Source organism: Paraburkholderia sp. OAS925, assembly GCF_040543975.1.
GTDB lineage: Bacteria > Pseudomonadota > Gammaproteobacteria > Burkholderiales > Burkholderiaceae > Paraburkholderia > Paraburkholderia graminis.
On sequence record NZ_JBEUNO010000001.1, the window covers coordinates 3,061,053 to 3,084,206 of the forward strand.

Here is a 23,154-nt window from a genome sequence, read left to right on the forward strand (position 1 = left end):
GCACCCCTCGCAACCCGCATCGGCCATTCGGCCAGGGTCCGCTCGCGGCGTCGGCGGGTTAAACTCACGCCCTGAACAGCTAAAGCAGAAAGATACCGAGGATGGGCACTCAAACCGCAGCGGCCAGCGACGTCGCACAACATACCCCGATGATGCAGCAATACCTGCGCATCAAGGCGGAGCATCCGGGCACGCTCGTGTTCTACCGGATGGGCGACTTCTACGAACTCTTTTTCGACGACGCCGAAAAAGCCGCGCGTCTGCTCGACCTCACGCTCACGCAACGCGGCGCGTCGGCGGGCAATCCGATCAAGATGGCGGGCGTCCCGCATCACGCGGTCGAACAGTATCTGGCGAAGCTCGTGAAGCTCGGCGAATCGGTGGCGATTTGCGAGCAGATCGGCGACCCGGCCACGTCCAAAGGTCCTGTCGAACGCAAGGTCGTGCGCGTCGTCACGCCGGGCACGCTCACGGACGCCGCGCTGCTGTCCGACAAGAGCGACGTGTTCCTGCTGGCCATGTGCGTCGCGCACAATCGCCGCGGCGTCGCGACGAGCGTCGGCCTCGCGTGGCTGAATCTCGCGAGCGGCGCGTTGCGGCTCGCCGAAGTCGCGCCCGACCAGGTGGCCGCCGCGCTGGAACGCATCGACCCGGCGGAGATCCTGGTCGCCGACACGACGGCCGATTCCACGAGCTGGACGCCGCCTACGGGCGCTCGCGCGCTCACGCGCGTGCCCGGATGGCACTTCGACGTCGCCTCGGGCACGCAGCGCTTGTGCGATCAACTGGAAGTCGCGGGCCTCGACGGCTTCGGCGCGCATTCGCTCACCTGCGCGTGCGGCGCGGCCGGCGCGTTGCTGTTGTACGCGGCGGCCACGCAAGGCCAGCAACTGCGGCACGTGCGCAGTCTGAAGGTCGAGTACGAATCGGAATATATCGGCCTCGACCCCGCGACGCGGCGCAACCTGGAAATCACGCAGACTTTGCGCGGCACCGAATCGCCCACGCTGTGTTCGCTGCTCGACACCTGCTGCACGACGATGGGCAGCCGTTTGCTGCGTCACTGGCTGCATCATCCGCCGCGTGAATCGGCGGTTGCACGCGCGCGTCAGCAGGCTATCGGCGCGTTGCTCGACGCGCCCGCGGGCGCGGGCACGGACGTCGACTCGCTGCGCGGCGTACTGCGGCACATCTCGGACATCGAGCGGATCACCGGCCGTCTCGCGCTGCTGTCGGCACGCCCGCGCGATCTGTCGAGCTTGCGCGACACCTTCATCGCGCTGCCTGAACTGCGCGCGAGGCTCGCCGCCGTTTCGTCGAACGCGGAATCGCTTGCGCGCATCGACGCGTCGCTCGAGCCGCCGCAAGCGTGCGTCGAGTTGCTCACGCGCGCCATCGCACAAGAGCCGGCCGCGATGGTCCGCGACGGCGGCGTGATCGCGCGCGGCTACGACGCCGAACTCGACGAACTCAGAGATATTTCGGAGAACTGCGGACAGTTCCTAATCGATCTGGAAACGCGCGAACGCACGCGCACGGGCATCGGCAATCTGCGCGTGGAATACAACAAGGTGCACGGCTTCTATATCGAGGTCACGCGCGGCCAGACCGACAAGGTGCCGGACGATTATCGCCGCCGTCAGACGTTGAAGAACGCCGAGCGCTACATCACGCCGGAACTGAAGACGTTCGAGGACAAGGCGCTGTCCGCGCAGGAACGCGCGCTTGCCCGCGAGCGTTCGCTCTACGACTCGCTGCTGCAGGCGCTGTTGCCGTTTATTCCGGACTGCCAGCGCGTCGCGTCGGCGCTCGCCGAGCTCGATTTGCTCGCCGCTTTTGCCGAACGCGCTCGCGCGCTCGACTGGGTCGCGCCGAGTTTCTCGCCGGATGCGGGCATCGAGATCGAACAGGGACGGCATCCGGTTGTCGAGGCGCAGGTCGAGCAATTCATCGCCAACGACTGCACGCTCACGCCGGAGCGCAAGCTGCTGCTGATCACCGGCCCGAACATGGGCGGTAAATCGACCTTCATGCGCCAGACGGCGCTGATCGCGCTGCTCGCGTACGTCGGCAGCTACGTGCCTGCACGGCGTGCGGCATTCGGGCCGATCGACCGGATTTTCACGCGCATCGGCGCGGCGGACGATCTCGCCGGCGGCCGTTCGACCTTCATGGTCGAGATGACCGAAGCGGCCGCGATTCTTAACGACGCGACGCCGCAAAGCCTTGTGCTGATGGATGAAATCGGCCGCGGCACATCGACCTTCGACGGCCTCGCGCTCGCGTGGGCCATCGCGCGGCATCTGCTTGCGCATAACGGTTGCCATACGCTGTTCGCGACGCATTACTTCGAACTCACGCAGTTGCCGGCGGAATTCCCACAAGCGGCGAACGTGCATCTGTCGGCGGTGGAACACGGACATGGCATCGTGTTCCTGCACGCCGTCAACGAAGGTCCGGCGAACCAGAGCTACGGTTTGCAGGTCGCGCAACTGGCCGGCGTGCCGAACGCGGTGATTCGCGCGGCGCGCAAGCATCTTGCGTATCTCGAGCAGCAGTCCGCGGGGCAACCGGCGCCGCAGCTCGATCTGTTCGCGGCGCCGTCGCCGATGCTGCTTGAAGATGCGGACGACGAGCCGCAACCTGCTAACGCGTCGCCGGCTATGCAGGCGCTTGTCGAGCGTCTGCGCGGCATCGATCCGAACGATCTGCGGCCACGCGAGGCGCTCGATCTGCTGTATGAACTACACGAGTTGGCCGCTGCGCCGGATGCGGATCATTGAGGCACGCGGTCTTGCCGAGCGTCCGCGCGAATTCCGCGCGGGGTCGGCTATAGCTATGGCGCCGAGGGTAGCGAGCAGAGTTGGGCTGCGCGTTGCAGGTCTCGTATCCACACTCGCCTTCGCACTTCTGCTTCCCACACCGCGGGCTCATGCAGCCGCGCCGAATTACAGCTTCGCGGTCATCGCGAACACGATGCAAAGTCCCGCCGACGAGGCCCCGACCCAACGGCTCATCGACGCAATCGGCCGCGAACGCGACGTCTCTTTTATCGTCTACGACGGCAATCTGAAAGGCCCGAAAGAAGCCTGCCGCGATGCGCTGTATGAACGGCGCCACGCGGTGCTGGAAACGTCGCGGCCCGCGCTGTTTTTTATTCCAGGCCAGCACGATTGGGTCGATTGCGCGAGCGCCGAGGCAGGCGGCTTCGACCCGGTCGAACGGCTCGACCAGTTGCGCCAGACGCTTCTCGGCGATGCCAACTCGATGGGCCAGAACCCGCTTTCACTGACGCGAGAGAGCGAGGTATCGCGCTTTCGCCCGTATCGCGAGAATGTGCGTTGGCAGGTGGGCGACACGGTGTTCGTCGGGCTCAATGCGCCGAGCCCCAACAATCACTATCTGACCGCCGGCGGGCGCAACGGAGAATTCGAAGACCGCGTGATCGCCAACGCATTCTGGCTCGAACATGCCGGCGAATTTGCGAAGCGCCGTGACGCACGCGCGATCGTCGTGTTCATTCAGGGCGACCCCGACGCCGAGCGCTATGAACGGCCAGAGCGTTTCGCATGGCTGCGCTTCGGACGCAATCCGCGCCGCGACGGCTTCCTCGAGTTCAAGCGCAGCCTCGTAAAGCTCGCGCAGATCTTCCACGGGCCGGTGCTCGTCGTCCATTTCGACGACGAACACGCGAGCGCCGGCTTCGCGATCGACCAGCCGTTACGCAATGACAAAGGGAATCTGGTGACGAACCTCACGCGTATCGCGCTCGCGCCGCATGATCGTCTTAACCAGTGGATTCAGATTGATGCGGACTTCGGCAGAAAACCGCCGTTCCGCGTGACGGTGCGCGAGGTGCCGCGGCATATGCCGATGCCCACGACGCAGCCTGTGTTGCCGAGGGACGAGCCCGCCGCTTCGATGCCGGCGGTGCCGTCGCTCGGGCCGGCGTCCGACTTGCCGCCGCTTCTTCCTACGCCCGGCCAGTCACAACCGGACTCGCAGCAACTCGATCAGTTGCCGCGCATTCCGGCCGATCAGGGCGGCGGCGGATACGGACCCGCGACATCGACTCCGCCAGGGCAGCGGAGTGCGCCGGGAGCCTCCAGCGCTTCAGGCGCTTCAGGCACTTCAAGCGCTTCAGGTGCGGCCGGCTCAGGCGCTACCGGCTCGCAGCCGCACTCAGTGCAGCGTGGGCCCTGACTTGCCGCTCTCGTCGTCCGCGTCGTCGTCTTCGTCGAGCACTTCCAGGCCATCCGCGCCATGCGCATGCTCGTGCTGGATTTCGTCTTCGGTCGCGGGACGCACGTCTTTCACGGTCAACGCGAAACGCAGCGCCATGCCGGCGAGCGGATGGTTGCCGTCGAGCACGACCTTGTCTTCAGCGACGTCGGTCACCACGTAGACGAGCGAATCGAGGTCGTCATCGCCTTCTTCCGGCGTGCCTTCGAACTGCATGCCGACTTCGAGCGGTTCCGGAAAGCGATTGCGCGGTTCGATCTTCACGAGTTCCGGGTCGTACTCGCCGAATGCGTCTTGCGGCTCCAGCTGGATCTGGGTCTCGAAGCCGGCCTCGTGGCCGTCGAGCTCTTCCTCGATCTTGGGGAACGTGCCATCATAGCCGCCGTGCAGATAGACCATCGGCTCGTCGCTTTCTTCAATCAGATTGCCCTGCGCATCCGACAGCTTGTAAGCGACCGACACGACGGTGTTCTTTGCGATTTTCATTCGATTCTCCAGAATACAACTCACATTATACGATGCCCAAGCGGCCCACTGACCACCCGGCCGAAGCAGCTTCGGCACGCAATTCTTCACCGGCTGCAAAGCCGGCTTCCGCGATTTTCCCGCCCTCGCCCGACACGCCCACGCCGCTGCTCGGCAACCTCACGCCGTCGCAATTCATGCGCCGCTACTGGCAGAAAAAACCGTTATTGATCCGCCAGGCAATTCCCCACGTCGAAGCGCCGCTTTCGCGCGACGAGTTGTTCGAACTCGCGGACGAAGACGACGTCGAGGCGCGCCTCATCACGCACTTTCGCAATAAATGGCAACTCGAGCATGGCCCGTTCGCGCCTGACGAACTGCCGTCGCTGAAGCGGCGCGCGTGGACGCTGCTCGTGCAAGGCGTCGATCTGCACGACGACCGCGCGCGCGCCCTGCTCGACCGCTTCCGCTTCGTGCCAGACGCGCGCCTGGACGATCTTATGATCTCGTATGCGACCGACGGCGGCGGCGTGGGCCCGCACTTCGATTCCTACGATGTGTTTCTTTTGCAAGTAAAAGGCAAGCGGCGCTGGCGCATCAGCGCGCAGAAAGATCTGACGCTGCAGCCGGACTTGCCGTTGAAAGTTTTACAGAACTTTGAGGCAGAACAAGAGTGGGTGCTGGAGCCCGGCGACATGCTGTATCTGCCGCCGCATATCGCACACGACGGCGTCGCCGAGGGCGAATGCATGACCTGCTCGATCGGGTTTCGCGCGCCGTCGGCGGGCGAGCTGACGGCGCAGTTCCTTTACCATCTGGCCGAGCGCGGCGAAGAGAACGGCCGGACCGGCGCGCTTTACCGCGATCCCCAGCAGCCCGCCGTGGACCGGCCGGCGGAACTGCCGGCGGCGCTCGTCGAACGCGTTGGCGCAATCCTTGCTGAGGTCAGATGGAATGAGCAGGACATTGCGTCGTTCCTTGGCACGTATCTCAGCGAACCCAAGCCGAGTGTCGTCTTTGATCCGCCGCAAAGGCCGCTCAACGAAGCGCGTTTTATCAGTGAAGCATTGAAGTCCGGAGTGCGACTGGACCGCAAGACGAGTTTGTTGTACAACCGCCGCTTTTTCTTCATAAACGGAGAGAAATTTCCGTTTGACGGCTCGAAAAAGTGGCTCTTTGATCTCGCAGATCACCGATGTCTGAGTGCGAAACGCTTTGTAACACTCTCACACGATTCGTCGGTGACAGCACGGCTACACGAGTGGTATCGTGCGGGCTGGATACGGATGGGCGAGCTTGCCTAGCCTCGCGTGTCTGTTATACACAGTACAGTGAAATTTTGTATGAGAAAGACAACGTATTGACCCCGGATTTATGGATTGTCAGTACGAAAGTGCATATAATTTCCGCCCAAGCCGTAGGGAAGATTCCTGCTCGTCAAAAGAGCGTCTCCACCAGCGGCCGAAGTCGGTGTTGGAGCACATTACCGGTATTATTTTGCGCTGTTGCTTACCTTTAACCATAAAAGGACGTGATCATGAAGAAATCCCTCCTCGTAGCATCCCTGTTGGCAGCTGTGGCACTGGCTGCATGCAACAAGAGCAACGATCAGGCCGCTGCACCGGCTAGCGACGCAGCTGCCGCTTCGGCACCGGCTGCCGCTGCTTCGGATTCGGCTGCTGCTGCATCGGGTGCGGCTGCTGCTGCGAGCGACGCTGCTGCTTCGGCTTCGACCGCTGCTTCGGACGCAAGGCGCTGCTGCTTCGGCTGCTGCTCCGGCTTCGGGCGCAAGCCAGTAAGCTGTCGCGTAGGGTTCGCCTTCGGGCGAAAACCGCATCGGGAAATCATCGCGATTTCCCGAGCGGTAAAGCGAAACGCCACGGACTCACATCCGTGGCGTTTTGTTATTTCAGCGCCGTTATTCCAGCGTCGTTTTCGCGGCGTGGAAATACGGCTATGCCATTTCGCCTATTGCGCGGCTTTGTCGTTCTCTTCAAAGAATTCGCGGACGACCTCGATTTCACGCGTGCGCTTAAACGGCGGCAGGCTTTGCCAGATCCGGCGCCCATAAGGTTTATCGACGAGACGCGTATCGCAGATCATCAGCACGCCGCGATCGGTTTCCGCGCGAATCAGCCGCCCTGCGCCCTGCTTGAGCGTAATGACAGCCTGCGGCAACTGATGAACCGCGAACGGGCTCAGACCTTTCTTCGTGAGCGCATCGAGCCGCGCTGACAGAACCGGATCGTCGGGCGGCGCAAACGGCAGCTTGTCGATCACGACGAGCGATAGCGCGTCGCCCCGCACGTCGACGCCTTCCCAGAAGCTCTGACTGCCGACAAGAATCGCGTTGCCGTACGCGCGAAAACGATCGAGCAATTCCGTGCGGCTCGCATCGCCCTGAACCAGCAGCGGATAGTTCCAGCCGCGCGCCTCGATCACATCGCGCAATTTCGCGGAGATGCGGTCCACGGCGCGCAACGTCGTGCACAACATGAAGACGCCGCCGCCCGAGGCTTCGATCGCCGGCAAGGCCGCGTCGAACACCGCGTCTGTGAACGTCGGCGACGACGGCTGCGGCAGATTGCGCGGCACATACAACAGCCCTTGCGACGGATAGTCGAACGGGCTCGGCAAGGTCATCGAACGTTTGGCGTTCAGGCCCATTTGCGCGGCGTAGTGCGTGAAGTCGCCGCGCACCGACAACGTAGCCGACGTAAAGATCCACGCGCGCGGCACGCCGGCGCGCTGCTTCGCGAAAATCGGCGCGACCGAGAGCGGCGTCTCATGCAACTGCACCGTGTGCGCGAAGACTTCGATCCAGCGCACTTTTTCGTTCGGATCGGCGCGCTCGTTTTTGGCTTCGGCGGAAGCGCTTCGATCCGTATCCGCAGTCTGACGTTCGAGTTCGGTAGGCGGAGTCGTCCAGCCGGCGAGCACGCCCTGCAACTCGCGCGCGCGGCGCAAACAGGCGCCGATCGACTCCGCGCGCTCGGCCTGTCCGGCGAGCGCGGACTCGAGTGCGTCGAGTTCCGCTTCGAGCGCTTCGAGCGCGGCGAACAGCGGGTGATCGTCGGGCAACTGACCGATCGACAAGCGCACCGAATCTTCCTTGAACGCAAGCCGCACGTCGCGCGCGGCACGCTCCAACGTCGAACCGAGCTTGACCCAGTCGACGGCGTCGCGGGCATGCCCCAAGCCCTCGGCCACCGAATCGCGCGCGAGTTCGAGAAACTGCGCGGTGGAAAGCGTCTCGCCGAAAAACAGCGTGGCCGTTTCGGGAAGCTGATGCGCCTCGTCGAAGATGACCGTATTGGCCGTGGGCAGCAGCTCGGCCATGCCGGTGTCGCGCAGCATGATGTCGGCGAAAAAGAGGTGGTGATTCACCACCACGATGTCGGCCTGCTGCGCCTCGCGGCGCGCCTGCATCACGAAGCAGTCCTTGTAATGCGGACACTCCTGGCCGAGACAGTTGTCCCGCGTCGACGTCACCATCGACCACACCGCCGCCGTTTCCGGCACGCTCGCGAGTTCGGCTTTGTCGCCGGTTCGCGTGATCTTCGCGAAGCGGACGATGTCCTGCAGATACGAGGTTTCCTGGCGCGACGGCAAGCGGCCGTTATCGGCCGTGCGCTGCAGATAGTAGTGACACAGATAGTTCGCGCGGCCCTTGAGCATGGCCACCGACACGGGCACCGCCAGTGCGTCGCGCACGGTCGGAATGTCGCGCTGAAAGAGCTGGTCCTGCAGGTGCTTGGTGCCCGTGGAGACGATCACCTTGCCGCCCCACAGCATGGCCGGCACCAAATACGCATAGGTCTTGCCCGTGCCCGTGCCGGCCTCGACGATCAGCGTGTTCTCGGCGCCGTCGAGCGCCTTCGCTCCGTCGGCTTCGACGGTCTCGCTTGCGGCATCCGCGCCGGCAGTTTGCAGACGCCGCGCCGGACGTTTTTGCGCCTCGAACATCGCGGGCTCGGGCATCGCGCGGCCCGATGCTTCCATGGCGGCAGCGACGGCGCGCGACATTTCGATTTGCGACGCCCGTGAGCGATAGCCGTCGATCTGCCGCGCCAGCAAACCGTTGTCGGCGAAGATGTCGTTCAGTTCCGCGGCGCGGCGAGGATCGAGCGATGCGCTCAGCGCCGGCGCGGCGGGACGCGGCGCAGGTGTGCCGGTGTCAGAGGCGCTGTCGGCGGCACTCGCGCGTGATGAAGTTTCAAGCGAAGTTTCAAGCGGTGAATTCAAGGCAAGCGTTTCCTGCAAAGTCCGGCTCGCGCGGCGCGCGCCCGGCGCCTGCCAGGCCGCGAACTCAGGCGCGTGCGTCCGGTTCGAGCTGCAATTGCAGCAAGATGATGGTGTCCTTGACTTTGAGTTTGCGCTTTTTCAGGCGCTGCAACTCGAAGTCGTCGATGCCGGGCTCATCCGATATTCGGTCGATCAAACGGTCGAGCCCACTATGCTCCGATTGCAGTTGCAGAATCCGGTCGCGAAGTGTGTCCGCGTTGATGACGTGATGTTGATCGCGCATGCTCGCCTCCGCTCGACTGTGACACGGGCTGCATGTTCGCGATGTTCAGCCCGTTGCCTGAGGTTGCTGTCCGGCTCAAAACGCGTTACGGCGACTGTCTGCACTACGGCGCGCGCTGGCTACTGCGTGCACTACTGCGATATTACAACCGCATGGCACCCACCGTGCGGATGGGTGCGATCCAGCACCATGCAAGCGCCATTCAACGCCATACGCATGTCACACGCACTGCGCACGGCGCGGCTCGCTACTGTTGCTGCTGTTGCTGTTTCTGCTGCTCTTCGAGTTGCTTCTGCTGCCTCAACTGTTCCTGGCGTTTCTGCTCGGCTTTTTCGGCGGCCTGCTTCTGGCGCGCTTCGACATCGGCCCGGTGCTGCGCGGCCTCGGCCTGTTTCTTTTCGAAGCTCTGCTGCTTCTCGACGCGCTCCTGCGCTTTCTGCGCGCCCTGCTTGCGAGCCTCGTCCAGCTTGCGCTGGAAGTCGCCCTGCTTCTGGTCGTAAGCCCGCTGATTGGCAGCCGCCTGCGACGGGCTGATGCCGCGCTTCGCCTGGTCGATTGCGTGCTGACGCTGCTTTTCCTCGTAGGCCTCGGCGTTGGCGCTGCGCTGCGGCGCCTCGGCACTGCGCTGCGCCTGGTCGAGCGCGTGCTGGCGCTGCTTGTCTTCGTAAGCCTGGGCGTTGCGCGCGTCTTCGGCGGCACGCTGCGGCGCGCTCGCCTCGTCTTGTGCGCGCTTGATCGCCGCCTGCTCGTCGCGCTTGCGCGCGCGCTCGGCGCGCTGCTCGCCGTCGAGTGCCAACTGCTCCTTGCGGATCTGCGCCTGAACCGTGCGCATCTGATCGCGCGCCTTGTTCAGACAGTGATTGACAAAGAACGTGCTGTAGCAGTCATGCTCGGCGACGCCATAGCGATAGTTGTTTTCCTCGGTGCGTTGATCCAGCGTTCTCTGCCGCGCGTCGAATTCGCTGTCCAGCGCTGCGGTGCTGCTTGCACCGTCGGCAGCGGCATTCGTGTCACCGCCGGCACTGCTACCCTGCACAGCCGATGCGGCCGCGGGCGTCACCGATTGCGCCGCAGCAGGCTCTGACATGGCCAGCGCCGCAGCCATCATGCACGCCGACACCGCGCAAGACGCCATCAACGTTCTGCTGGAAACCCACGCGAAAAGGTCGACACGACGCGACCCGGCTACACGCGAAGCAAACGGCCAGCGCGCGGCGAACAGCGGCAAATGTGGCAAGCGGGAAACCGGGCGCGAGCCCTGGCGGTTGAACAAAAAGGAGATTGGCAACGTGATTGGCAACGTCAGAGAGGGTCAACGGAACATGCCCGAAATTCTATCACCCCCGCGCGGTTGAGCCCTTTGGCATTTGTGGCAAAATGCCCCGCTCTAGCAAACTGGTCGCAGCGCGCACGCACTGCGTGCCCGGCGCCTCGTGTGTGTGCGAGGCGCCGCCGGCGCACGGCCCCTGACCGAGTCCGCAGGAAACCCAAGAGCTTATGACGGAAACCGTAGCACTCAAGATCGTACAGCGCATCGCCGCCGAACTGTCCGTCCAGCCGCGCCAGGTCGCGGCCGCGGTGCAACTTCTGGACGAAGGAGCGACCGTTCCGTTTATCGCGCGCTACCGCAAGGAAGTGACCGACAATCTCGACGACACGCAGTTGCGTAACCTCGAGGAACGCTTGCTGTATCTGCGCGAACTGGAAGACCGGCGTGCGGCGATCATCGCGAGCATCGACGAACAGGGCAAGCTCACCGACGAGCTGCGCACCGCGATCGAAGGCGCCGACAGCAAGCAGGTGCTCGAAGACCTTTATCTCCCGTATAAGCCGAAGCGCCGCACGCGCGCGCAGATCGCTCGCGAAGCCGGCCTGCAGCCGCTCGCCGATGCGCTGCTCGGCAATCCGCTGCTCGACCCGCAAACCGAAGCCGCCGCGTATGTCGACGCCGAGAAAGGCGTCGCCGACGTGAAGGCCGCGCTCGACGGCGCACGCGACATCCTCTCCGAACAATTCGGCGAAACGGCTGACCTGCTCGGCAAGCTGCGCGATTACATGTTCAATCAGGGCGTGGTGTCGTCGAAGGTGGTCGAAGGCAAAGAGAGCGCTGAAGAAGAAAAATTCCGCGATTACTACGACTACGCGGAAACCATCCGCACGGTGCCGTCGCATCGCGCGCTCGCGCTGTTCCGCGGCCGCAATGCCGGCGTGCTGATGATCAAGCTCGGCCTCGGCGAAGAACTGGACGCGCAGGTGCCGCATCCGGGCGAGACGCTGATCGCGCGTCATTTCGGCATTGCCAATCAAAACCGTCCGGCCGATAAATGGCTGTCGGACGTGTGCCGCTGGTGCTGGCGCGTGAAGGTGCAGCCGCACATCGAAAACGAACTGCTGACCAATCTGCGCGAGGAAGCCGAACACGAAGCGATCCGCGTGTTCGCGCGCAATCTGAAGGACCTGCTGCTGGCCGCGCCGGCGGGCCCGAAGGCCGTGATCGGTCTCGATCCTGGTATGCGCACCGGCGTGAAAGTCGCGGTGGTCGATCGGACGGGCAAGGTGCTCGCCACCGACGTGATCTACCCGCACGAGCCGCGCCGCGACTGGGACGGCTCCATCGCGAAACTGGCGCGCATCTGCGCGCAGACGCAGGCCGAGCTGATCAGTATCGGCAACGGCACGGCGTCGCGTGAAACGGACAAGCTCGCGAGCGAACTGATCGCGCGTCATCCCGAACTCAAGCTGCAAAAGATCGTCGTGTCGGAAGCGGGCGCGTCGGTCTACTCGGCGTCCGAACTCGCGGCAAAGGAATTCCCGGACATGGACGTGTCGCTGCGCGGCGCGGTGTCCATCGCGCGGCGTCTGCAAGACCCGCTCGCCGAACTCGTGAAGATCGAGCCGAAGGCAATCGGCGTCGGCCAATATCAGCACGACGTGAACCAGCGCGAACTCGCGCGCTCGCTCGACGCCGTGGTCGAAGACTGCGTGAACGCGGTCGGCGTGGATGCGAATACGGCGTCGGTCGCGTTGCTCGCGCGCGTGTCGGGGCTCAACGCCACGCTGGCTCGCAACATCGTCGACTATCGCGACGCGAACGGTCCGTTCCCTTCGCGCGAGCACTTGCGCAAGGTGCCGCGTCTCGGCGACAAAACCTTCGAACAGGCGGCCGGTTTTCTGCGCATCAACAACGGCGAAAATCCGCTCGACCGCTCGTCGGTGCACCCGGAAGCGTATCCGGTCGTCGAACGGATTCTCGCGAAGATCAACAAGCATGCCGGCGAAGTGCTCGGCAATCGCGACGCGCTGCGCGGCCTGTCGCCCGCCGAATTCGTCGACGATCGTTTCGGTCTGCCGACCGTGCGCGACATTCTGCTCGAACTCGAAAAGCCGGGCCGCGATCCGCGGCCTGAGTTCAAGACGGCGACGTTCCGCGAAGGCGTCGAGAAAGTCAGCGACCTGACGCCTGGCATGGTGCTCGAAGGCGTGGTGACGAACGTCGCGGCGTTTGGCGCGTTCATCGACGTCGGCGTGCACCAGGACGGTCTCGTGCACGTGTCCGCCATGTCGACGAAGTTCATCAAGGACCCGCACGAAGTCGTCAAGGCCGGCCAGATCGTCAAGGTCAAGGTGCTCGAAGTCGATGTGAAGCGCCAGCGTATCGCGCTGACCATGCGTCTGGACGACGAGTTCGGCGCGGCCGCAACGCGCAGTGGCGGCGGTGCGCAGCAGGATCGCGGCGGCTCCGGCCGTGCGGGCGGCGGCAATGGACGCGGCGCGCCGCAGCAGCGCTCGCGTGAACCGGAACCGGGTGGCGCAATGGCCGCGGCATTCGCGAAGCTCAAGCAGAAGTAAGGCGCCTGTGCGTTCGGTGTGCGAAGTGCTTATGCTGCGCCGCTGAATGCACGCCGTCTCTCACGGGGCTGCCAACAAAAAACCCACGCATTGCGTGGGTTTTTTTCGTTAGAGCTAATGCCGGCTACTGCGGGCTACTGCGCCGTCCGTCAAATCTCGATCTTCGTTCCCAGCTCCACCACGCGATTCGCGGGAATACTAAAGAAGTCCGTCGGCTTCGCGGCGTTCTGATGCATCCACGCGAACACACGTTCGCGCCACACCGACATGCCGGGCAATTGCGTGGGCACGACCGTTTCGCGAGCGAGGAAGAACGACGTGTCCATCAACTCGAACGTCATGTCGTGCGTGCGGCCGATTTCCATGAGCACGGCCTTCACGTCCGGCGTTTCATTAAAGCCGTACGCGGCCTTGACGAGATACAAACCGCCGTCGATGTTCCTCACCGTCACACGCTCCGCGTCGTTCACATACGGAATGTCGCGCGTGATGAAGGTCAGGAAGATGGTGCGCTCATGCAGCACCTTGTTGTGCTTCAGATTGTGCAGCAGGCTGACGGGCACGAGCGTATCGCTGCCGGTCAGGTAGATCGCCGTACCCGACACGCGGTGCGGCGGATGCGCGAGCAGCCCTTGCAGGAACGGCATCAGCGGAATACCGTCGGCGGCCGTGCGTTCCTTGACGATCATTCGGCCCTTGAACCACGTCATCAGCAGGAAGAACAGCAAGGCGCCAATGCCGAGCGGCAGCCAGCCGCCCTCTTCCACCTTCAGCAGATTCGCGCCGAAAAATCCTAGGTCGATCGTGATGAAGACGGCGATGATCAGTCCAACCAGGAACTTGTTCCAGTTCCACACCTTCACCATCACGACGCATGCGAGGATCGTGGTGATGACCATTGTCGCCGTCACCGCGATGCCGTACGCGGCCGCGAGGTTATCGGAACTCTTGAACGCGATCACGATGCACAGAATGATGAAGAGCAGCATCCAGTTCACGACCGGCACATAAATCTGGCCGATAGCAAGCTCGGACGTATGCAGGATCTTCATGCGCGGCACGTAGCCGAGCTGAATCGCCTGGCTCGTCAACGAATACGCGCCCGAGATCACCGCCTGCGACGCGATCACCGTCGCCACCGTCGACAGCACGACGAGCGGCAGCAACGCCCACTGCGGCGCGAGCAGGAAGAACGGATTCTCGATCGCCTTCGCGTCGTGCATCAGCAGCGCGCCCTGGCCGAAATAGTTCAGCACCAGCGAAGGCATCACCAGCACGTACCAGCCCATGCGGATCGGCTTCGCGCCGAAGTGGCCCATATCCGCGTAGAGCGCCTCGGCGCCCGTCAGCACGAGCACGACCGAACCGAGCACGACATACGCTTGCAACACGTGCGCGGCCATGAAGGAGTACGCGTAATACGGGTTCAGCGCGCGGATCACAGTCGGCGATTGCACGATATGCCAGAGCCCGAGCACGGCGAGCACGACGAACCACACGACCATGATCGGACCGAACAGACGGCCGACGGTGGCGGTGCCGTGCCGCTGAATCCAGAACAGCAGGATCAGAATCACGATGGTGAGCGGCAACACCAGATGAGACAGATGAGGCGCCGCGATCTCGAGACCTTCGACGGCGGAAATCACCGAAATGGCGGGCGTAATCACCGCGTCGCCGTAAAACATGCAGGCGCCGAAAATGCCGAGCATCATCAGCAGGCCGGCCATTTTCGATTTCTCATCCAGCGAACGCAGCGCCAGCGCCATGAGCGCGAGCACGCCGCCCTCGCCGTTGTTGTCCGCGCGCATCACGAACAGCACGTACTTGATGCCGACGACGATCACGATGGCCCAGAACAGCAGCGAGATCACGCCCAGGATGGATTGATCGGTCAGCGGAATGCCATGCGACGGGCTGAACGCCTCTTTGAGCGCGTACAGCGGGCTCGTGCCGATATCGCCGAACACCACGCCGATCGCGGCGAGCGCGAGCGAAGGTAGTGGCTGTTTGTGCACGTGATTGTTATCTGTCATAAACGCGAGGAAATCCGTTTCCTGGGCGGAAAAAAGCGACCGCTATTCTAAACCGCCTGCCTGAGACCGCCCAGCTTATTGTGGACACACCACGTGGATGGTCCGCGCAGTGTAGCACTGCGATATGTGCGCGTCTGCTGCGTAACGTCTCGTGCGGCGAATGTCACTGCGCGCGGGCGAAGCGCCGCGCGTTGTTGCCAGCGCATAAAAAAACGGAGCCCTATGGGGCTCCGCTACGATGCGCTTTTGAGGCATCAATTTTCCGAGGACTCCTGCGCTTGCGCCATGCCGCGCTTGATCCACGCGCCGAGGTTGTGCGGGCGAACCGTATCCCACTCCTCGAACGGTTGATGAATCCACGGATTGGTCGGCAAGTACTGCACATGATAGTCGGGCTTCACTTTCGAGCAGCCCTTGTACCAGAGCACCGCCGAACGCACCGCCGTGATGGCCGGATAGCGTTCCTTCAGATGCTGCTGAACGCGTGCGAGCGTCACGCCGGAATCGACGAGGTCGTCGACGAGCAGCACGTTGCCGTGCAGTTCACCGCGCGTCATCGTGATGTATTGCGCGATGTCGAGTTCGCCCTGCTCCGTGCCGGCCGCTTCGCGATATGAACTGGTTGCGAGAATAGCCAGCGGCAAATCGTAGATGCGCGAAAGCTGGTCGCCCACGCGCAAACCGCCGCGCGCGAGGCACAGAATCTTGTCGAACTTCCAGCCCGATTCATGCACGGCGAGCGCCAGCAATTCGATCAGCCGGTGATACTCGTCCCAGCCGACCCACAGGTTTTTATCGTCGTTGCGCGGATCTTTCATCGCAATCATGGGGACACCTTGCACCATCGCTTAAGCCTTGAACGGATGACGAAGCAGAATGGTCTCGTCGCGATCCGGACCGGTCGACACCATGTCGATCGGAATGCCCGCCACTTCCTGCACGCGCGACAGATACGCACGCGCGTTCGCCGGCAGCTTGTCCCATTCCTTGATGCCGACGGTGCTTTCCTTCCAGCCCGCGAAGGTTTCGTACACCGGCACGCAACGCGCGACTTCCGACGAGCCACGCGGCAGCAGATCGACGTTCTTGCCGTCGACCGTATAGCCGACGCACAGCTTCACTTCGTCGAGGCCGTCGAGCACGTCGAGCTTCGTCATGCACAAGCCCGACACGCCGTTGATCTGGATCGAGCGGCGCAGCGCGGCGACGTCGAGCCAGCCGGTGCGGCGCGGACGGCCGGTGACCGAGCCGAATTCCTTGCCGACGGTGGCGAGTTCCAGGCCGATCGCTTCCTGGCGCGCGGCGTTGTCCGCGTCGTACAGTTCGCTCGGGAACGGGCCCGAGCCGACGCGCGTGCAGTACGCCTTGGTGATGCCGAGAATGTAGTTCAGCTTTTGCGGACCGACGCCCGCGCCCGCCGTTGCCGCGCCCGCGACGCAGTTGCTCGACGTGACGAACGGATAGGTGCCGTGGTCGATGTCGAGCAGCGTGCCTTGCGCGCCTTCGAACAGCAGATTGCTGCCGGCGGCGTTCGCGTCGTACAGACGGCGCGACACGTCCGTCACCATCGGCTTCAGACGGTCGGCGTAGCTCAGCATCGTGTCGAGCGTTTGCTGGAAGTCGACAGCGGCGACGCCCAGGTACTGCGTCAGCACGAAGTTGTGATAGTCGAGGTTTTCACGCAGACGTTCGGCGAAAGTCTCCGGCTCGAACAGGTCCTGCACGCGCAAGCCGCGGCGCGCCACCTTGTCTTCGTAAGCCGGGCCGATGCCGCGGCCGGTGGTGCCGATCTTGCTCGCGCCACGGCGCGCTTCGCGGCCCTGGTCGATGGCAATGTGATACGGCAGGATGAGCGTGGTGGCTTCGGAAATGAACAGGCGGTTCTGCACGTCGACGCCTGCGGCCTCGAGTTCGCCGATTTCCTTGAACAGCGCTTCCGGCGACAACACGACGCCATTGCCGATGTAGCACGCGACGCCGGCATGCATGATGCCCGACGGGATCAGGCGCAAGATGGTTTTCTTGCCGCCGATGATAAGCGTGTGGCCGGCATTGTGACCGCCCTGGAAGCGAACGACGCCTTGAGCGTGGTCCGTCAGCCAGTCGACGATTTTGCCCTTGCCTTCATCACCCCACTGGGTTCCCACGACGACGACGTTACGCCCGGGGTTCACATTCACTGCGCTGGCAGACATGTTGTTTCGTAAGCTGGTTAAAAACGTATTTTACCTATGTTCGCGGACGCTTCCGGAATTTTTCCGTTTCCGCTCAACGGCATGCACGTTATGGTGGGTATCGTGAAAGGAGCGCGGCCGGTGGTGGCCGACGTTGGCCAAGGGTAGCCAATAGCCGCGCGATGTCCGGCGACGCATGCGGAACAACTGCTGCGCGCCTCGATGTGTCCGCGAAAAAACCGTGAGCGACGCTATTAAAACGCGCTCACGAGCGCGGTTCGACGGTCCATGCGCCGTTGCGCTCGACCAACACGCGGTCGAACGCGAATTCGTCGAGATCGTGTTCGTGACCGGGCAGCGCCTGGATCACGACTTCACCGGCGTCGCGCAACGCGGCCACGCTCACGCGCAGCGCGTCGTCGTGTTGCCAGGGCGCGAGAATCGCGCTGCTGCGCGCTTCGACGGGCGAAATGCGCGCGACTTCGCGAAGATCGAGCGAGAAGCCTGTCGCCGCGCGCGCCCGGCCATACGCCTGGCCGACGTGGTCGTAACGGCCGCCGCGCGCAACCGCATTCGGCACGCCGTCGACATACGCCGAGAACATCACGCCGCTGTGATACGCGTAGCCGCGCAAATCCGCGAGGTCGATCATCACTTCGGCGCCTTCGACCTGGCTTGCGAGGAATGCGAGGTCGTCGAGCGCGCGTGCGATGGCCGGCGCATTCGGCAAACGCGCGCGCGCTTCTTCGAGCACCGACGCGTCGCCGTAAAGCGCAGGCAGCGCGCGCAATGCATCGCGCGTGACGGCCGAAAGATTCGCGGTCAATTCGACGAGCCTGGGCACGTCCTTGCCCGCCAGCGCGTCGTAAAGCGATTGGCCGAGTTCGGCGGCGGCCGGCTCCGCTTCGATCAACGCCGCGAGCACGCCCGCGTGACACAGGTCGAGGCGCACTTTGCCCAGGCCCGCGAGATGCAGCGCATCGAGCATCAGTTGCTGGATTTCAAGGTCGGCCTCGAGGCCCGCATGACCGTAAATTTCAGCGCCGATCTGAATCTGCTCGCGCGTCGCGTGCAGACCGCGCGGCCGCGTATGCGCGACATTCCCGGCGTAGCAAAGACGCGTGACGCCCTGACGGTTCAGCAGATGCGCGTCGATACGCGCGACCTGCGGCGTGATGTCGGCGCGCAGGCCGAGCGTGCGTCCGGACAACTGATCGACCAGCTTGAATGTGCGCAGGTTCAGATCGTGCCCGCCGCCCGTCAATAGCGACTCGATGTATTCGAGCAGCGGCGGCATGACCATCTCGTAGCCGTACGAGCGAAAACGGTCCAGCAGACGACGCCGCAATTCTTCGATCTTGCGGGCCTCCGACGGCAGCACGTCGGCAATGTTCTCGGGAAGTAACCAGGTCGACATCGATACAGTCCTACGACGTTGAACACGGCGGCACAGTGCGCCGGTAGTAAGTGTGAATGGCGGGCTCGGACTCGGGCTCGATTGCGGCGGCTTCGGCAGACGGCGGCGGAAGCGTACGGCTCATGCAGTCGCTACGCAGGAAGAGCGCCTGTCGAAACACGCGGCGGTCGATGCGGAAACATCGCGGGCTTGTTCACGCTGAGGCGTCGCGTGTCGCGCATCGCGCGTCGCCCCACGCTCCGCGTCAAGTCACGAAAAACAGCAGAATCAGCCCCAGCAGCATGACGATCAGGCCGCCGATACGAATCTGATGCGTGGGCCGTTCCGCTATTCTACGGAACGTGTCGCGCCACGCGCTCGGAAAAACGAATGGGAACATCCCCTCGATAACCAGCATCAACGCGATCGCGAGCAGTAACGAGCCGACTATATCCATGCGAAAGAAGGGGCCGCGATGCGAATGCCGCGGCGTTCCGGGTTATTAGTGTTTGCGCGAGGCCGCGGAAGCGTCCGGGGCTGCGCCGCCGGTCGGACTACGCATGAAGCGGAAAAACTCGCTGCTCGGGTCGACCACGATCACGTCGCCAGGCTTGAAGGTGTTCCGGTACGCCTGCATGCTTTGATAGAACTGATAGAACTCCGGGTCGCTGCCGTACGCCTGCGCGGCGATCTCGGCGGTTTTCGCATCGCCCTCGCCCTTGATGGTCTGCGCCTGGCCATAGCCGTTAGCCAGAATGGCCTGCTGCTGCGCGACGGCGTCGGCCTTGATCTTGTCGGCTTCGGCGGCGCCTTTCGCGCGTTCGTCGGCCGCGATCTGCTGGCGCTCGGCGATCATCCGCTTGTAGACCGAGTCGGCCATGGCGGCCGGAAAATCGACCCGCGTCAACTGCACGTCCACCACCGACACACCGAGCGACGCCGCCGTCTTGTCCATCGCGCCGCGCGCTTCGTCGGCGAGTGTCTGCTGTTTGGCGAGCGCATCGGCCAGTGTGTACTTGCCGAATGCGTCGCCGAGTGCGCCGCGCGCGACGAGCGCGAGGCGCTCCGGCAGGCTTTGCACGTCGCCCTTCGTTTCGGCGAGCAGCTTCAGCGGATCGGTCACGCGATATTTGACGACCGGGTTCGCGAGCAAATCGTTCTTGTCGGCGGTTACGTAGCGGTCTTCGTCCGGCGCGTCGAGCGACTGGATGCGGCTATCGACGAGCGTCACCGTTTGCAACGGCGGCGGCAGCTTCACGTGCAGTCCGGGCCCGAGCAACGCCGGCGCCGCGTCGCCGCGCGACGACAACACCGCCATATGACGCTGGTCGACGACGACCACCATCGACGAAGCGGCGAACAGCACGATGACAACCGCGATGACGAGCGCAATGATCTTGTTCATGTTCTGCGCTCCTTATTGAACGTCGTCTTCGCGCATACGGCTGCGGAAGGACTCGCGCGAACGTAGCGCGTCGCTGCTCGCCGCCGCGCGGCTTGCAGGCGTGGCGGCTGCTGCGGATGCGGACCCGGAAGCAGCCGTCGATGCGGCGGCAGCCGATGCGGCATTCGCCTGCGCCGCCACAGCACCCGGCGAATTCGCCGGCTGCGACGCACCCGCCGCTGCGGCGCCCGATGCAGCCGCGGCTGCCGCGGCATCTGCCACACGCTGACGGTTCTGCTCGACGAGCTTGTCGAGCGGCAGATACAGCACGTTGTTGCCGCTCTTGTTGTCCACAAAGACCTTGGTCGTATTCGAATAGATCTGCTGCATGGTTTCCAGATACATGCGCTGACGAATCACAGCGGGCGCCTTCGAGTACTGCGCATAGACTTCCTTGAAGCGGTCCGCGTCGCCTTGCGCTTGCGCCACCGTCTTGTCGCTGTACTTCTTCGCGTCGTCGATCTGGCGCGCCACGTCCGCTTGTGCACGCGGAAGAAGCTCGGCTGCATAGGCTTGCGCGTCGCGCTTCGCACGCTCGTTTTCCTGACGCACGCGCGCAGCGTCGTCGAACGCGGCCTGTACCTGGTCAGGCGCCTGCACCGCCTGGATTGTCACGCCGGTAACAGCGAGACCGGATTGGTATTGATCGAGCGATTTCTGGATTGCCGCGATCAATTGCTGGCGAATTGCTTCGCGATCCTGACCAAGAATGTCTTGTGTGCTGCGCGCGCCGACGATGCCGCGCACCGCGGCCTGCGCGGCCTGCATCACGCTCTGGTCGGGATCGACGCTGCGGAAAAGGTAATCGGTCGGCTTGCGGATCTGGTACTGCACGGCGAAGCGAATGTCGACGATGTCCGCGTCGTGCGTCAGCATGGACGCGTCTTTCACGTTCGCAAGACGCACGACGTTGTTGCGGCCGATCTCCACCTGGCGAACCTGGCCGATATTGACGAGCTCGTGCGTTTCGAACGGATACGGCAAACGCCAGTGCACACCGTGCGCGGCCGTGTAGCGATATTTGCCGAACTGCATCACGACGCCGGCCTGGCCGTCCTGCACCACGAACACGCCGCTGCCGAGATAAATGGCGATCAGTACGCCGATCACGATGCCGACGCCAATGCGCGCGCCACGTCCGTTGTCCGGACGGCCGCCGCCGGCACCGCCGCCCTTGCGGCCGAACATCCGGCTCAAACGACGGTTGAAATCCCGCCACATCTCGTCGAGATCGGGCGGGCCTTCACCTTCCTTGGCCTGCGGCCGCTTGGGCTCGACGGGCCGCTGGCGCTCGCCATTGCCATCGCCACGGCCCCAGCGCGGATCGTTCAGTGAAAGCATGGCGCGCATGCGCAGCCAGATACTCCGCTCGTTGTAATCGTTCACCTGTGTTCGTTCACCAGAGTAGACAGCGGGTCAGTGCAATTGGAACGGGTCAGTGCCCGAGTTCTGGAACCTTGCGGTGCTCGCGTGGTGCTGCCGACCGGTCTTCTTCCGACGAGTCCAGCAGCGTGTCGGGAAGAGGTTCGGCAGTAGCGATCTCAGCGATGGCAGCGCGCAATGTGTCCAGCCCTTGCCCCGTGCGCGCGCTCAAAAAGACGCGCGAAATATTACCATACTCGTCTCGCTCGACCGCCTCGCCGCGGGCCGCCAATTCGGGCACCGCGTCGATCTTGTTGAACACGAGCACCTGCCGGACGGTGTCCGCACCGATTGCGTGCAACACCTCGTTCACCTGATCGATCTGATCGAGACGCACGGCGCTGGAAGCATCCACGACATGCAGCAGCAGATCCGCGTGGATCGTTTCTTCGAGCGTGGCGCGAAACGCCGCGACGAGTTGGTGAGGCAGTTCGCGGATGAAGCCGACCGTGTCGGACACCACCACCTGCCCCGCTTCGTCGCCGAGATAAACACGGCGCGAAGTCGTGTCGAGCGTGGCGAAAAGCTGATCGGCCGCGTACGCCTGCGCCTTCGTCAGCGCATTGAAGAGCGTGGACTTGCCCGCGTTCGTATAGCCGACGAGCGACACCGACATGGTCTGATTGCGCGAGCGCTGGCGGCGCTGCGTGCCATGCTGGCGGCGCAATTTTTCGAGCCGCGACTTGAGCGCCTTGATGCGCTCGCCGATCAGCCGGCGGTCGGTTTCGAGCTGCGTCTCACCAGGCCCGCGCAAGCCGATACCGCCTTTTTGCCGCTCGAGGTGAGTCCATGCACGGATCAGCCGCGTGGACAGATACTGCAATTGCGCGAGCTCCACCTGCAGCTTGCCTTCGTGGCTGCGGGCGCGCTGCGCAAAAATATCGAGGATGAGACTCGTGCGGTCGATCACGCGCCGATTAAGCGCTTGCTCCAGATTGCGCTGCTGGGCAGGCGCAAGAGCGTGATTGAAGATGACGAGTTCGATGTCGTTGGCCTCACACGCAAGGCGCAGTTCTTCGGCCTTGCCGCTGCCGACGAACATCTTCGCGTCGGGACTCGCCCGGCGCCCGGTGAGGGTGACTAGAGGATTCGCGCCCGCGCTTTGCGCGAGCAGGCTGAGTTCTTCGAGACTGGCTTCGAAATCGATCTTACCGAAGTCGATGCCGACAAGCGCTGCATTGATCAAATTGGACGGTATCAAAATGAGGCGGCCGGAAGTAATCGCCAACGGGCGACGCTATGCCGGCCGCGACGGGGGTTAGGACTGTTCGGAATCCGGGTGGAAATTCACCGGACGGGCTGGCACGACAGTCGAGATTGCGTGCTTGTAGACCATCTGGGTGACCGTATTCCTGAGCAACACGACGTACTGGTCGAACGATTCGATGTTCCCTTGAAGCTTGATGCCGTTGACCAGGTAGATCGACACCGGCACATGCTCTTTACGCAGTGCGTTCAAAAACGGGTCTTGTAACAATTGCCCTTTGTTGCTCATAGCAAACTCCGTATTTTTTTGCAGGTTGACTGAATTGACGACAGAAGAAAAGGTATCTGCCGTCAACCGCTACACTATAGCCGATTTTCGTTTTCGCGCGGGG

General features: G+C 63.5%; 19 protein-coding genes and 1 pseudogene. 6 read left to right on the top strand and 14 right to left on the bottom strand.

Annotated features, from left to right (window positions below; translation table 11 throughout):
* The first annotated feature begins 101 nt into the window (after positions 1-101).
* On the top strand, positions 102-2,783 hold the full coding sequence (gene mutS / locus ABIE53_RS13340) for a DNA mismatch repair protein MutS (protein ID WP_114156227.1): 2,682 nt from the start codon (positions 102-104) through the stop codon (positions 2,781-2,783).
* Positions 2,770-4,203 carry a hypothetical protein gene (locus ABIE53_RS13345; protein WP_244231009.1) on the top strand — a complete coding sequence of 478 codons (1,434 nt, stop codon included), beginning with the start codon at positions 2,770-2,772 and terminating at the stop codon, positions 4,201-4,203. Before mutS ends, ABIE53_RS13345 begins: the two co-directional genes overlap by 14 nt.
* Here the strand turns inward: ABIE53_RS13345 and ABIE53_RS13350 are convergent.
* Together ABIE53_RS13350 and ABIE53_RS31995 are read right to left on the bottom strand one after the other, a co-directional pair.
* A complete protein-coding gene (locus ABIE53_RS13350) occupies positions 4,183-4,728 on the bottom strand; it encodes an FKBP-type peptidyl-prolyl cis-trans isomerase (RefSeq protein ID WP_006051465.1) in 546 nt (181 codons plus the stop codon). The two genes, ABIE53_RS13345 and ABIE53_RS13350, sit on opposite strands and share 21 nt — an antisense overlap.
* Positions 4,729-4,931: 203 nt before the next feature.
* The gene (locus ABIE53_RS31995; RefSeq protein WP_502922732.1) at positions 4,932-5,141 is read right to left on the bottom strand and encodes a hypothetical protein; all 210 of its coding nucleotides are present in this window, start codon (positions 5,139-5,141) and stop codon (positions 4,932-4,934) included.
* Between ABIE53_RS31995 and ABIE53_RS13355 the strand changes: the two genes are divergently transcribed.
* The gene (locus ABIE53_RS13355) at positions 5,121-6,011 is read left to right on the top strand and encodes a JmjC domain-containing protein (protein ID WP_502922733.1); all 891 of its coding nucleotides are present in this window, start codon (positions 5,121-5,123) and stop codon (positions 6,009-6,011) included. The genes ABIE53_RS31995 and ABIE53_RS13355 overlap by 21 nt on opposite strands.
* A 233-nt stretch (positions 6,012-6,244) precedes the next feature.
* A pseudogene (locus ABIE53_RS32000) lies at positions 6,245-6,506 on the top strand (hypothetical protein).
* Positions 6,507-6,675: 169 nt separating this feature from the next.
* On the opposite strand, the gene yoaA reads toward ABIE53_RS32000, so the two are convergent.
* From yoaA to ABIE53_RS13375, 3 genes are all read right to left on the bottom strand, one after another.
* Positions 6,676-8,952 (bottom strand): DNA repair helicase YoaA, encoded by a 2,277-nt coding sequence (gene yoaA / locus ABIE53_RS13365; RefSeq protein WP_192698850.1) that lies wholly within the window; start codon positions 8,950-8,952, stop codon positions 6,676-6,678.
* Between the two features lie 64 nt (positions 8,953-9,016).
* Complete coding sequence (locus ABIE53_RS13370; RefSeq protein ID WP_006051328.1) at positions 9,017-9,235, bottom strand: DUF465 domain-containing protein; 219 nt, start codon at positions 9,233-9,235, stop codon at positions 9,017-9,019.
* 247 nt (positions 9,236-9,482) lie between these two features.
* A complete protein-coding gene (locus tag ABIE53_RS13375) occupies positions 9,483-10,343 on the bottom strand; it encodes a hypothetical protein (RefSeq protein ID WP_114156719.1) in 861 nt (286 codons plus the stop codon).
* Here ABIE53_RS13375 and ABIE53_RS13380 point away from each other — a divergent pair.
* Together ABIE53_RS13380 and ABIE53_RS13385 are read left to right on the top strand one after the other, a co-directional pair.
* On the top strand, positions 10,321-10,590 hold the full coding sequence (locus ABIE53_RS13380) for a hypothetical protein (RefSeq protein WP_153067628.1): 270 nt from the start codon (positions 10,321-10,323) through the stop codon (positions 10,588-10,590). The genes ABIE53_RS13375 and ABIE53_RS13380 overlap by 23 nt on opposite strands.
* A 142-nt stretch (positions 10,591-10,732) precedes the next feature.
* Entirely contained in the window at positions 10,733-13,084 is a 2,352-nt protein-coding gene (locus ABIE53_RS13385) for a Tex family protein (protein WP_006051326.1), read from the top strand.
* A 149-nt stretch (positions 13,085-13,233) separates the two neighbouring features.
* Here the strand turns inward: ABIE53_RS13385 and ABIE53_RS13390 are convergent, their stop codons facing one another.
* The 9 genes from ABIE53_RS13390 to hfq form a co-directional block, all read right to left on the bottom strand.
* A complete protein-coding gene (locus tag ABIE53_RS13390) occupies positions 13,234-15,120 on the bottom strand; it encodes a potassium transporter Kup (RefSeq protein ID WP_029967434.1) in 1,887 nt (628 codons plus the stop codon).
* Positions 15,121-15,374: 254 nt separating this feature from the next.
* The gene (locus ABIE53_RS13395) at positions 15,375-15,965 is read right to left on the bottom strand and encodes a phosphoribosyltransferase (protein WP_006051322.1); all 591 of its coding nucleotides are present in this window, start codon (positions 15,963-15,965) and stop codon (positions 15,375-15,377) included.
* Between the two features lie 3 nt (positions 15,966-15,968).
* Positions 15,969-17,315, bottom strand: coding sequence for an adenylosuccinate synthase (locus tag ABIE53_RS13400; RefSeq protein WP_006051321.1), 1,347 nt, complete (start codon positions 17,313-17,315; stop codon positions 15,969-15,971).
* A gap of 244 nt (positions 17,316-17,559) precedes the next feature.
* Positions 17,560-18,711, bottom strand: a complete 1,152-nt coding sequence (locus ABIE53_RS13405; protein ID WP_006051320.1) for an ATP phosphoribosyltransferase regulatory subunit — start codon at positions 18,709-18,711, stop codon at positions 17,560-17,562.
* Between the two features lie 244 nt (positions 18,712-18,955).
* Entirely contained in the window at positions 18,956-19,147 is a 192-nt protein-coding gene (locus ABIE53_RS13410; protein WP_006051319.1) for a DUF2065 domain-containing protein, read from the bottom strand.
* Between the two features lie 45 nt (positions 19,148-19,192).
* Entirely contained in the window at positions 19,193-20,095 is a 903-nt protein-coding gene (hflC, locus tag ABIE53_RS13415) for a protease modulator HflC (protein ID WP_114156230.1), read from the bottom strand.
* A gap of 12 nt (positions 20,096-20,107) precedes the next feature.
* Positions 20,108-21,520, bottom strand: coding sequence for an FtsH protease activity modulator HflK (gene hflK, locus ABIE53_RS13420; protein WP_114156231.1), 1,413 nt, complete (start codon positions 21,518-21,520; stop codon positions 20,108-20,110).
* A gap of 49 nt (positions 21,521-21,569) precedes the next feature.
* Positions 21,570-22,742: a GTPase HflX gene (hflX, locus tag ABIE53_RS13425; RefSeq protein WP_114156720.1), complete on the bottom strand. Its 1,173-nt coding sequence runs from the start codon at positions 22,740-22,742 to the stop codon at positions 21,570-21,572.
* Between the two features lie 72 nt (positions 22,743-22,814).
* Complete coding sequence (gene hfq / locus ABIE53_RS13430) at positions 22,815-23,051, bottom strand: RNA chaperone Hfq (protein ID WP_006051315.1); 237 nt, start codon at positions 23,049-23,051, stop codon at positions 22,815-22,817.
* Positions 23,052-23,154 lie beyond the last annotated feature (103 nt).